An 11,957-nucleotide genomic window follows, 5' to 3' on the forward strand; every position below is an offset into this window, starting at 1 on the left:
CATTTTTTTATTTTATATTCTATTCATATATTCAAAAAGGCTGATTTTATCAATAATTTTATCAATCAACCTTTCACTTATTTTATTTATAATGTACAGCAGAACTTATAGCATCTATAAATGCAGCTCGAATATTTCCCTTTTCTAGTGCTTCCACCCCTCTGATTGTTGAACCTCCTGGTGAACATACCTGATCTTTTAACGTCCCTGGATGAAGCAATGTTTCAAGCTGCATCATACCACTTCCTACGATTGTTTGCGATGCTAGCTTATATGCCATTGCACGAGGCACACCTTCTTTGACTGCTCCATCAGCCAAAGCTTCAATAACCATGTAAATAAAAGCTGGCCCACATCCACTTAATGTTCCTGCCGTTTCCATTAAATAACTTGGCACTATTTCTATTTCTCCGATTGACGAAAACATAGTTTTTGTAAATTCAAATTCTGTCTGAGTTAATGAATGTGTTTCTTCTATCAAAGACATTCCTTTCAGCACCAAAGCTGGTGTATTTGGCATAACAAAAATATGTCTCGTTGATGGATCTAAGATTTGTTGATATTTTTCATAGTCATATCCTAGCACAATAGAAATAAGTGCTTTGTCTTGTAATAACTCTTTTAATGGTTCTAACACATTCTCTAGAACTTGTGGCTTTACACCTATAAAAACAATTTCACTTTCAGTAATAACTTCTCTCTCATCTTTTGCAATTGTAAAATGATATTCTTTAACTTTCTCTAACTGACTATCTATAATATCGTAAGCAATCATCTCTTCACCTTTTAAAAAACCAGACTTAGCTACTCCACAGGCAATTGCACCTGCCATATTTCCCATTCCAATAAATCCAAGTTTCTTCATAACTTTCCTCCTATATAAGAAAAGCTAACTTAAGTTAGCTTATAATCTTCTATTTCTTAAAAATGCTGGAACATCATCATCGTCATCATCAGAATCATAAACAGTTGGTCTGACAACTGATTCATACGGTGAAGTTTGTTTTGGCTGAACTGGCGCAGTTGCAGTAGCTACAGGTTCTTCATCATCTTCAAAACCAGTAGCAATAACAGTTACAATAACTTGATCATCTAGATTTTCATTAATTGCCACTCCTAAAACAGTATTCACATCATTTCCAACAGCTTCTCTAATTGTTGCCAAAGCAGTATTAGCATCATATAAAGTAATATTAGTACCACCAGTCACATTTACAATTGCATCTTTGGCACCAGCAATAGAAACATCTAATAACGGAGAAGAAATAGCACGCATAGCCGCTTCTTCAGCTTTATTTTCTCCATCACTCATACCAATTCCAATCAATGCAGAACCTCTATCTTTCATAACAGAAGAAACATCAGCAAAATCCAAATTAATAAATGCTGGAATTGCAATTAAATCAGTAATTGTTTGTACCCCTTGACGCAAAACATTATCAGCTTCTCTAAAGGCTTCTCCCATTGGCTTTCTACCAATTGCATCTAACAACCTGTCGTTAGAAACGACAATAATAGAATCTACATTTTCTCTTAATTCAGCTAAACCACCTTTAGCCTGTCTTAAAACCTTAGGACCTTCAAAGGTAAATGGAGAAGTCACAACACCAACAGTCAAAGCGCCTAATTCCTTTGAAATTTTAGCAACTACAGGCGCAGCACCAGTTCCAGTACCTCCACCCATACCAGCAGCAATAAAAACCATATTAGCACCTGATAAAGCTTCCTTTATTTCTTCCTCTGTTTCTAGAGCAGCTTTACGTCCTACCTCAGGATTTCCACCAGCTCCTAATCCATGTGTTAATTCACGTCCTAATATAATTTTATTGTCAATATCAATTCCTTTTAATATTTGTGCATCTGTATTAGCAACATAAAAATCCACACCTTTAACACCATCTTTAGCCATTCTTGCAACGGCATTGCAGCCACCACCACCAACACCGATAACTTTAATTTTTGCAACCTGAACAAAATCTAAATTACTATCCATATTTTTATCCTCACTTTTATATATTAATCTTCTTCACTAAAAAAATTTTCAATTACTTTTGATAATCTTCCTTTTTTCTTTTCACTATAGACCGGCTTACTCTTTGTTAACCCCTTAAAACGAATACTCATCGTACTTGAAATATCAGGTAAAATCAATGAAGGATCTAGATGTCCCAAAATCTTAGCACGATCATTGAGATAATACATCATACCTAAACATGAGACAAAAGACATATCCCTAGCACCAATTGTATCAGGACGATATGTTCGTACTGCACTATCTAAGATTTCACTTGCTACGCGATCAATATCAGGTAGTTCACCACCACCACCAACAATAACAGTTTCATAACTTCTGCCATCATTAATAACATCAATTTTTGTCTTAATCACTTCCATGATTTCACGTACACCTTCAGATAAAACTTGCGCCAAATCTCTTTGTGTATAATGTCTTTCAAGTTCATTATCACGTGTTGTATGTATAATATCTTCATCTCCAATATTGAGATCGCAAGTTCCATATTTTACTTTATAAACCTCGGCTCTATCCATTGGAATTTGCCAAGATGTCGCAATCTTTTTAGTCAAATCATAACCACCAACATTTGCCTGAGCAATATATTTTAAATATCCACCCTCAAAAAAAGCAACAGTTGATGTCCTATAACCAATATCAATTAAGATAGCCCCTTCTTGAAGATATACAGCATCAAATGCCTCTTTCGCACAAGCATAAGCATTAATTGTAATATCCAATACTTCTGCTCCCGCTTTTTCAGCAGCACTTATATATCCATAAAGTAATTTTTTCTTTGTTGTAATAATCAATGATTCAGCTTTTAAAGAAGCTGATTTTTGACCTATTGGCAACTCTTTCATTGATTTGGTATCAAGTTGAAACATTGTTGGAATTACTGAGATGATTTCTTCATCATCAGATAATTCAAAACGTTTTGAAAGTTTCAAGGCACGTACAATATCATCACTTGTAATTTGATCTAAAGGAGAATTGACTTTTGTAATTCCATCGCTTTGATAAATATGTGCACGAACTGAAGGGATACATAAAGCAACTTTTGTGATTGTTGCACCTAATGTAGCCGAAGCTTCATCTAGCAATTGTTTCACTTCACTGACAACTGTTGGCATACTTTCAATATGACCTCTGTGAATGCCGTGACTTGTCATTTTCTTTGAAAATAATATATTGATATTTGCACTTACGACTTCTCCGACAAGCAGTTTAACCGTTGCGCTACCTATATCTAATACAGCATAGATATCTTTCATAAATGGTTCTCCTTTAAAAAATACTTCGTTAACATTGTATCATAAATCTTTTGATAAGAAAACACATAATCTTGAAACAAACTATGTTTTTTAAAGAAAATGATGTACCTTGTTCATCAAGATACATCATTTGCATTTTTCCATATATACATTTTTTCCTTCAAACTTAAAAACACACTGATCACTATAAGCTGTCTTATTTGCTTCATAATCAAATTTACTTAATTGTTCAACCATATCTTCAACTCTTAAATATAAAATTTTTCCATCATCCATTAAAAATTTCATCCTTGTTTCATCAGCCGTTACAGGAGAATAAACAATATCACTTGTTTGACTCTTAATGAGTTCTGGTAACCGAACATATTCTTTCGCAAATTTCTCTAAGAACTTTAAATCCTTAAAACCAGTCATACGTGGTGTTGCTTGCAAAGAGGCAATGACATTTTCATCAGTTGTCTCCACAACATCACCCAATTCATCAATCACATATGTTGTTTTTCCAATATTACAATAAGCAACCTTTTCAGCCTCTTCAATTTCAATTTTAATATTCCCTAACAAATCTTTAGAAACCTTTGCTTTTTTGACCATCGGCAATGCCTTAACTTCAGTTTCTAAATGATCAGTATTCACCAATAAATAAAATGAACTTTTATTAACAGAAATATTTTCTAATATTTCTGTCTCACTAACTTCTTCATTACCTGTAACAGAAATAGATTTTACTTTTGAATAATCACTTAAAAAATAATATCCGATACAAACAAAAACAATCAAAAACAACAATATTTTCATTCGTCTTTTCAATTTCTTTTTCTTTTTTGTTTTGAGAATCTTTTTTACCTGGCTCTCATCATGTTCATTATAATAATACTCCTGTTGATGAGACATTTTACATCACCTACTCCCAGTTTACTAAAATGACTTCTTTTTTCAGTTCAACACGAAAACGATCAAAAACTGTTTTTTCTACCAATAGAATTAATTCAAGAATATCTCTTGCACTTGCATATCCATTATTTACAATAAAATTAGAATGTTTTGGCGAAACTTGAGCACCACCAATCTCATAACCTCTAAGATTACATTCATCAATATATTGCCACGCTGGTTTTTCATCAGGATTTCTAAATATACTGCCAGCACTAGCAAAATTCCATGGTTGTGTTGACATTCTTTTTTCTTTACGCTTATCTAAGACTTTCATAATTTCCTGAGGATCTCGCGATGTCATTGTAAATGTTGCTTCTATTAATATCCAATCTTTGTGCTTCTGTAAAATTGATTTACGATAATCAAATGCCATATCTTCCTTGGACAAGGTCATGATCTCCCCATGCTCATTTAATACCATAGCTGAAGTAAAGACATCAGCCATACAATACTTATAAGCACCAGCATTCATATAAACACCGCCACCAATCGTACCTGGAATACCTCCCATAAATTCAAATCCAGACAAGCCAACTTTAGCTGCTTCATATGCCAAATAAATCATACTTACTCCTGCTTCAGCACGAATATTCAAACCATTAAAGTAAACTTTATTCAATCCTCGTGATAAAGAAAAAACAACACCATCATATTCTTTATCAGAAAACAAAATATCTGAACCCTTTCCAATAGTCATATGTTTAACCTGATTTTGTCGACAATATTGGACACCGCGTTTTAAAGCATCTATATCTTTAATATATATAAAAAAGCGTGCAGGTCCACCAACTTTAAATGTTGTATGCTTATACATTGGTTCATTTTCAATAATTTCTCCTAAATCTAAATCAACCAAATCAAAAAATAATTGATCAAAATTCATATTTATTTCCTTTCTAATGTCTTTAACATCTCTTGATATATATCTTCACAGGCATGCGGTTTCCCAAGTGCCTGCGCTTTTTTCTTTAAATCACTTAAAACATTGTCATGACTTAGTAAATATCTCACTTCTTTTACAAATGTTTCAACTGTCAAATCTTTTTCCAACAGCCAGTGAGCCGCCTTTCCATTCACAAGTTCTTTTGCATTATACTCCTGATGATTAGCCACAACATATGGACTCGGAATAATTAAAGAAGCCGCACCTAAAGCAGTGATTTCTGCTAGTGTAGTTGCTCCTGCTCGTGAAACAATCAAATCACAACTTGCAATAAGACTGGGCATATCTTCAATATAACTCATCAAATGAATAGAACCATTTAAATCGCGCAATTCATTTTTCATTTCATCATAATAATTCTTACCTGTTACATAAATCACATCAAAAGCATCATGTTGAATCTCACGTAAAGCGTCTTTCATTACGCGATTAACTGAAGATGAACCAAGACTTCCCATCACTATCACAACAGTTTTGCGTGAAGATGGAATTTGATAAATATCATGAATATCACGTAATTTTTGATGCGAAACAACACTCGCACGTGGATTTCCTAACAAGACAGTTTTTTCGTGAGGAAATGCATCATATGCCTTTTGATAACAACAGATAATCTTATCTACTTTTTTTATTAATATTTTATTTGTTAAACCAACAATTGAATTTTGCTCATGAATCATTGTTGGAATTTTCATCTTTGCTGCTGCCAAGACAATAGAGGCACTTGGATAACCACCGAAACCAATCACAATATCAGGTTGAAATTCTTTTAAGATTTTCTTTGATTGAGATAATGACTTAACAAATATCCAGGCATTCTTCATTTTTTGAATTGGATTCCCTACTAACCCTTTCACATGTAAACCACGATACGCATACCCCATTTGTGGAACAACCTGTGATTCTAAACGATCCGTTGTCCCAACAAATAGAAATTCTGCATTTTTATCTTTTGTCTTTATATGTTCAACAAGCGCTAAAGCCGGATATAAATGTCCACCCGTTCCGCCTGCACTGACGATTATTTTCATACTATCACTCCTATTCTGTATTATAGCACACAATGAGCGGATTTCGAAATATTTATTACAATTCCAATGCTCATTAATGTAATTGTTAAACTCGTTCCTCCATATGACATTAATGGCAATGTCACACCGGTAACCGGAAATAATCCTACCACAACTCCCAGATTAATTAAAGTCTGAATTCCAATCATCCCAACAATTCCTATCATTAATAAAGTTCCAAACATATCTTTTACATTACGACTCACCTGTAAAATTGTCTTAAACAACCATAAGTATAAACCAATTAATATAATTCCACCTAAAAAACCAAATTCTTCAGCCACGATTGCAAAAATAAAATCTGTCTGTGGTTCTGGTAAATAGAAATGCTTTTGAATACTTTTATCAAAACCCACACCTAATAGACCACCTGGTCCAATAGCATATAATGCTTGAATAGCTTGAAAACCACTCCCCAAAGGATCTTGAAATGGATCTAGGAAAGAAAGAATACGCTCCATACGATAAGGAGCCGATAAAATCATACCAACAATTCCAACAATACCCAAACACCCTAGTATCACAAAATACATAAAAGGAAATGGTGATACAATCAGCATAACAACAATACTACATGCCATAACAATACCACTACCAAAATCAGGTTGTAGCATAATCAGCAAAAAACCTAGCCCCATAACCATTAATAAACGTAAACTATAACGCAATTTTTTCATTTTATAATAATTCTTTTCAATATAGACAGCTGCAAAAATAATCATACCAATTTTAAACAGTTCACTTGGCTGTAAAGCAAATATACCAAAATTAAACCAGCTGCGACTACCACCTCTTACAACTCCTAACCCCGGTATCAATACTAAAACCATCAGCAAAAAACAAAACCCAATAATGGCTTTATAATATTTTTTATAAAGATGATAATCAATGCGTGATGTCACATACATCGCTATAACTCCAATACAGGCAAAAATGGCTTGTCGTTTTATATAATAGAAAGAATCATCATATTTATAGAGTGCCCACACATGTGAGGAACTATAAACACTAATTAATCCAAAAATGACTATAATTAAAGTTAAAATTGTAATTCTCCTTGTTTTCATGACTATTCCCTCCATCATTGAAATATATGATAAAAACTCGAAAAAAGAAGATGCCTTAAGCATCTTCTTATTCTTTTAACATCGCACGACTAGAAAAATAAGTTATCATCATATATCCACCATAAATGACAACAATAAAGATAACTGTCATAATAATAGATGGCATTAAATTTTCTTCACCAAATGACTGCAAGAAAAACTTACAGAACTCAATTCCAAAAAAGGAATGAATAACTGCTAAAATAAGTGGGGCAATGAAGAACAATGAAATTTGTGTAAACAAAGCTCTATTCAACATTCTTTCATCAGTTCCAATCTTTCTTAACATCATATATCTTTCCTTATTATCAGCACTTTCACTTAATTCTTTCAAAGCTAAGATAGCTGCACTTGATAATAAGAAAATAACGCCAATATATATTCCTATAAAAATAACCATTGTTCCAATACCTATACTTCCCTCATAGATACTGATTTTCGTTATTGCATCTAAATTTGTTAAATCTTTAGCATACGTATGATTACTTAAACTCCTTATCTTATTTTCGACAATCTGCTTTTTAACTTCATCATTCGCTTGATAATCTGCAATCAAAACATTTTCTTCTTTCATACTTTCATTGACTGCATTATCTGGCACAACAACAATTCCACTATTACTTTGATTTGCACTCGGAACCAAGAACCCGTCTTGACATTCCTGAATAGCTGGATGATAAGTTTCTCCTAATAATTGAATTTGTGTATTCATTTTCAATGCCTCATTACGCAACGGAATCATTCCACTAAAATTCGCAACAACCATATATTCATGATCTTTTAATTGCAGTAATGGCTTATTATATCTTTTTGCAACCTTATTATAGTCACTTAATCGCATTATTTTTTCAGCACTATCCAATCTTAAATAAGGCATTTGTTTATGAACATCATCAGCATAATTTCCTAGAACATCTCCAAAAGTTAAATCATTGGTCATATAAATATTAAGTGTCAATACATCTTTTAAATTTTCTTCTACAGAAAAATCTAATTTTTCTAAACTTTCTGTAATACTTATATGTGAATCATCAAGATCTTTTTGATTATAGGGTTTTCCATTCGCCTTGTTTCCTTTTAAATCCCAAGTTTTTTCAATATAAAGATCAACAGGTGATAATTCGTGTAAAGAAGCTGTTGTCGCATTCTTTAAAGATATTCCACTTGATAGAACACAAATTGTTACAAACAACATTAAACAAATCATTCCCATTGATAAAACTGTTGTATTCATTTGACTGCTAAATTGTCTTAATGTAAAAGTGTTCAAACCCATATAATATGTTTTCTTATTCATCATAAAGATTTTTAAAACAAAGCCCGAAACAGACCAGAAAATCATAAATGTCGAAATAATTCCAAGTGCAATGGGAATAAAAATTTTATCTGCTGTATCCAACTTTGTCACACCAGCAGTCACAAGATAATATGCATAACCCAGCATTGTTACACCAATCAAAAATACTGCACTGCATAACCACGTATTTTTCATTTTTATTTTTTCATTTTTTCGATGTGCCAGCAACAAATCAATCAATTCCTGTTTACCAATAAAGAATACATTAAAAATCATAACAATAACATAAATGACACCAAAATATAACATTGTTTTTAACATTGCAGAAGATGAGAAAACAAAAGCAAATTGTGTCATATCTGCTTCAAACATATTTGCAACAAAAATACTCATCAATTGTGATAATGCCACACCAATAACCAATCCGACAGCTAAAGAAATAATCCCTATCAAAAATGTCTCACATAATAAAACAGATGAAATTTGACGTTTACTCATTCCTAATGTCATATAAATTCCAAACTCTTTATTTCTACGCTTCATTAAAAAACGACTGGCATAAACAATCAAAAAACCTAAGATAAAAGAAACCAGAACACTGACTCCTGAAAGAACATTAACCATCAGTTCAATAATTTCACGAGTTGATGATGATACATTCATCATAACTGTTTGACTTTCAATAGAATTAAACAAATAAAAGATAGCAACCCCTAAAATTAAGGTCATAAAATAAATCATATAGTCTTTAAAGCTACGTTGGATATTTCTTAAAGAAAGTTTCAATAACATACTATTCTCCTCCAAGCAATGTCACAACATCAATAATATGATCAAAAAATTGTTTACGATCTTGGTTTCCTCTTCTTAATTCATTAAAAATCTGTCCATCTTTAATGAAAATAACACGCGTTGCATAACTCGCACTAAAAGCATCATGTGTTACCATGAGAATTGTTGTTTGTAGTTGCTCATTGAGTTTTTTTAGGCTTGCTAGTAACATTTGTGATGAATGTGAGTCTAAAGCTCCTGTTGGTTCATCAGCCAATATCAATTTTGGATTAGTAATTAAAGCTCTTGCAGAAGCAACTCTTTGTTTTTGTCCACCACTCATCTGATAAGGAAATTTAGCAAGCACATCACTGATATTTAATGTTTTTGCGATATCATGAACACGTTTTTCAATCTCTTTGACATTTGTTTTTTGAATAGATAATGCCAATGCTATATTTTCATAGGCAGTTAATGTGTCTAATAAATTAAAATCTTGAAAGATAAATCCTAATTCTTCTCTTCGAAAACGATTTAAATGGTTTCCTTTTAATCTTGTAATATCTGTTTGCCCTACATAAATATGTCCGGCTGTCACTCTATCAATGGTAGAAACACAATTTAATAAAGTTGTTTTTCCACTACCACTTGCTCCCATAATTGCAACAAATTCACCTTTATCAACATTTAACGAAAGATGACTTAAAGCTTTTGTTAAATTGGATTTATTTCCATAATACTTATCAATATTTTCAATTCTTAAAATAGGTTCCATATAACCTTCCTCCTTTGTCATCTCCATTATCACTTATTTTTATTGATTCAACCATCGATTTACCTAACATAACCTTACAATCTTGTCATGTTATTTCATAACATCATAATAATGATCTTTATGAAATGTAATCAATACTTTGGTATATTCATTTTGAATAGATTCAATATCAATCTGATGTCCTAATCGTTGACAAAGACGCTGACAAATATAAAGTCCCATTCCTGTTGATTTCTTTTGAATTCTTCCATTATACCCTGTAAAACATTTGTCAAACACACGTGGTAAATCACTTTCACATATACCAATTCCATTATCCTTTATCGTTAATACCACTTTGTCATAATCTTCTATTGCTGAAATTTCAATACATGGTTGCGTTTTATTCATACTGTATTGAAAACTATTATTTAAAATTTGATTAATAATAAACTCCAACCACTTTGAATCAGTTAACACAATTTTATCTAAATCATGAAGATTTAATTTGACTTTATGAAAAATAAAATAATCTTTATTCTTCATAATCACATTATTGATAACTTTAGATAAAGAAGAACTTTTAATTAAATAGTCTTTTTGACTATTCTCACATCTCACATAATAAAGAACTTGATCCACCTGATTTTCTAATTTACGAACTTGATCCAGTATTTGAGAACCAATCTCACTTCTATGATTATGAACTGTAAGCGTTAAATGAGCTAAAGGAATCTTGACCTCATGAATCCACATTTCTATATAATCTTTAAAATCAGTCACTTGCATATCTAGATCATTGATCTTTTCTAACATTGATTTATTAATTTCATAAAGTGACTGATATAAAATTTGTCCTTCTAAAAAATCCGGCTCTTTTATTAATTCACAAATCAGATACTTTTGATCTAAAAATTTCAATTGTTTAAGATAATGATTATAAAACATCTTTTTATGCTGATAATCACATATCAAAATAGCATTTCCTCCTATCAGCATAATGATCATGATAGCAATAATCAAAGACCCATTCACACGAAAAGAGAATAGAATGAGAAGTATCAAAAATATCATCATCAGATAAAAAAACAAATAAATCCATTGACTTCTTAAATACCTCTTGTATGTCATATCAAAATATACCCTAATCCCTTTCTTGTTTCTATCACATCCTCATAGCCCAATGACTTTAACTTATGACGCAAACGACTCATATTCACAGTCAACGTATTATCATCAACAAACTCCTCACTATCCCATAAATCCATCATAAGTTCTTCTCGACTCACAATATGTCCTTGATGTATGATTAAATATTTTAAAATCAGCATTTCATTCTTTGTTAAAATTAAACTTTCATCACCACATTTTAGTACACCTCGATCTATCTGCAAAACAAGATTATGATAACTTAATGTCCCAATATCATGATGAGTTCGTCTTAAAACTGCCTCTATCCTTAACAATAATAATGTGGGGTTATAAGGCTTGGTAATATAATCATCTGCTCCATAACTCATACTCAAAACTTCATGCATTTCATTATTTTGACTAGTAACCATAATAACTGGTATATGGCTCTCTTTCCTCAACTCTCTTAAAAGCATTTCTCCGTTCATAAATGGAATTCCAATATCTAATAGTATAAGATCTGGATGGCATGATAAAATTTCTGTTTTAGCATGTTGAAAATCTTTCAATATCATTCCTTCATAACCTGCATTTTCTAGCATTATTTTCAATTCCTGACATAAGTCTTGATCATCTTCTATAACTAATATTCTCATTTCTA

General features: G+C 31.8%; 11 protein-coding genes. All 11 read right to left on the bottom strand.

The genetic code is table 11. The features are described from left to right. Positions 1-82: 82 nt before the first annotated feature. Positions 83-865 (bottom strand): pyrroline-5-carboxylate reductase, encoded by a 783-nt coding sequence (proC, locus tag BN350_RS07730; protein WP_028043083.1) that lies wholly within the window; start codon positions 863-865, stop codon positions 83-85. A 39-nt stretch (positions 866-904) separates the two neighbouring features. After that, the gene (gene ftsZ / locus BN350_RS07735) at positions 905-1,993 is read right to left on the bottom strand and encodes a cell division protein FtsZ (protein WP_028043084.1); all 1,089 of its coding nucleotides are present in this window, start codon (positions 1,991-1,993) and stop codon (positions 905-907) included. 23 nt (positions 1,994-2,016) lie between these two features. Continuing rightward, positions 2,017-3,288 (bottom strand): cell division protein FtsA, encoded by a 1,272-nt coding sequence (gene ftsA / locus BN350_RS07740; protein ID WP_028043085.1) that lies wholly within the window; start codon positions 3,286-3,288, stop codon positions 2,017-2,019. 126 nt (positions 3,289-3,414) lie between these two features. Next, positions 3,415-4,182: a cell division protein FtsQ/DivIB gene (locus BN350_RS07745; protein WP_028043086.1), complete on the bottom strand. Its 768-nt coding sequence runs from the start codon at positions 4,180-4,182 to the stop codon at positions 3,415-3,417. A 10-nt stretch (positions 4,183-4,192) separates the two neighbouring features. Then, on the bottom strand, positions 4,193-5,107 hold the full coding sequence (murB, locus tag BN350_RS07750; RefSeq protein ID WP_028043087.1) for a UDP-N-acetylmuramate dehydrogenase: 915 nt from the start codon (positions 5,105-5,107) through the stop codon (positions 4,193-4,195). A 2-nt stretch (positions 5,108-5,109) separates the two neighbouring features. Beyond that, complete coding sequence (gene murG / locus BN350_RS07755) at positions 5,110-6,198, bottom strand: undecaprenyldiphospho-muramoylpentapeptide beta-N-acetylglucosaminyltransferase (protein ID WP_028043088.1); 1,089 nt, start codon at positions 6,196-6,198, stop codon at positions 5,110-5,112. A 20-nt stretch (positions 6,199-6,218) separates the two neighbouring features. Continuing rightward, a complete protein-coding gene (ftsW, locus tag BN350_RS07760) occupies positions 6,219-7,304 on the bottom strand; it encodes a putative lipid II flippase FtsW (RefSeq protein WP_028043089.1) in 1,086 nt (361 codons plus the stop codon). A gap of 67 nt (positions 7,305-7,371) precedes the next feature. Next, a complete protein-coding gene (locus tag BN350_RS07765) occupies positions 7,372-9,432 on the bottom strand; it encodes an ABC transporter permease (RefSeq protein ID WP_028043090.1) in 2,061 nt (686 codons plus the stop codon). A 1-nt stretch (position 9,433) separates the two neighbouring features. Further along, a complete protein-coding gene (locus tag BN350_RS07770; RefSeq protein WP_028043091.1) occupies positions 9,434-10,186 on the bottom strand; it encodes an ABC transporter ATP-binding protein in 753 nt (250 codons plus the stop codon). A gap of 90 nt (positions 10,187-10,276) precedes the next feature. Further along, complete coding sequence (locus BN350_RS07775) at positions 10,277-11,296, bottom strand: sensor histidine kinase (RefSeq protein ID WP_028043092.1); 1,020 nt, start codon at positions 11,294-11,296, stop codon at positions 10,277-10,279. Further along, positions 11,293-11,952 carry a response regulator transcription factor gene (locus tag BN350_RS07780; RefSeq protein ID WP_028043093.1) on the bottom strand — a complete coding sequence of 220 codons (660 nt, stop codon included), beginning with the start codon at positions 11,950-11,952 and terminating at the stop codon, positions 11,293-11,295. Before BN350_RS07780 ends, BN350_RS07775 begins: the two co-directional genes overlap by 4 nt. Positions 11,953-11,957 lie beyond the last annotated feature (5 nt).

This window comes from Candidatus Stoquefichus massiliensis AP9 (assembly GCF_000455285.1).
In the GTDB taxonomy this organism is placed as follows: Bacteria; Bacillota_I; Bacilli_A; order Erysipelotrichales; family Coprobacillaceae; genus Stoquefichus; species Stoquefichus massiliensis.

Bases quoted from the DNA above. Each gene is read 5' to 3' on its own strand.
- murB (WP_028043087.1), bottom strand. From the start codon at position 5,107: ATGAATTTTGATCAATTATTTTTTGATTTGGTTGATTTAGATTTAGGA.
- ftsZ (WP_028043084.1), bottom strand. From the start codon at position 1,993: ATGGATAGTAATTTAGATTTTGTTCAGGTTGCAAAAATTAAAGTTATC.
- BN350_RS07745 (WP_028043086.1), bottom strand. From the start codon at position 4,182: ATGTCTCATCAACAGGAGTATTATTATAATGAACATGATGAGAGCCAG.
- BN350_RS07775 (WP_028043092.1), bottom strand. From the start codon at position 11,296: ATGACATACAAGAGGTATTTAAGAAGTCAATGGATTTATTTGTTTTTT.
- BN350_RS07770 (WP_028043091.1), bottom strand. From the start codon at position 10,186: ATGGAACCTATTTTAAGAATTGAAAATATTGATAAGTATTATGGAAAT.
- BN350_RS07780 (WP_028043093.1), bottom strand. From the start codon at position 11,952: ATGAGAATATTAGTTATAGAAGATGATCAAGACTTATGTCAGGAATTG.
- proC (WP_028043083.1), bottom strand. From the start codon at position 865: ATGAAGAAACTTGGATTTATTGGAATGGGAAATATGGCAGGTGCAATT.
- ftsA (WP_028043085.1), bottom strand. From the start codon at position 3,288: ATGAAAGATATCTATGCTGTATTAGATATAGGTAGCGCAACGGTTAAA.
- murG (WP_028043088.1), bottom strand. From the start codon at position 6,198: ATGAAAATAATCGTCAGTGCAGGCGGAACGGGTGGACATTTATATCCG.
- ftsW (WP_028043089.1), bottom strand. From the start codon at position 7,304: ATGAAAACAAGGAGAATTACAATTTTAACTTTAATTATAGTCATTTTT.
- BN350_RS07765 (WP_028043090.1), bottom strand. From the start codon at position 9,432: ATGTTATTGAAACTTTCTTTAAGAAATATCCAACGTAGCTTTAAAGAC.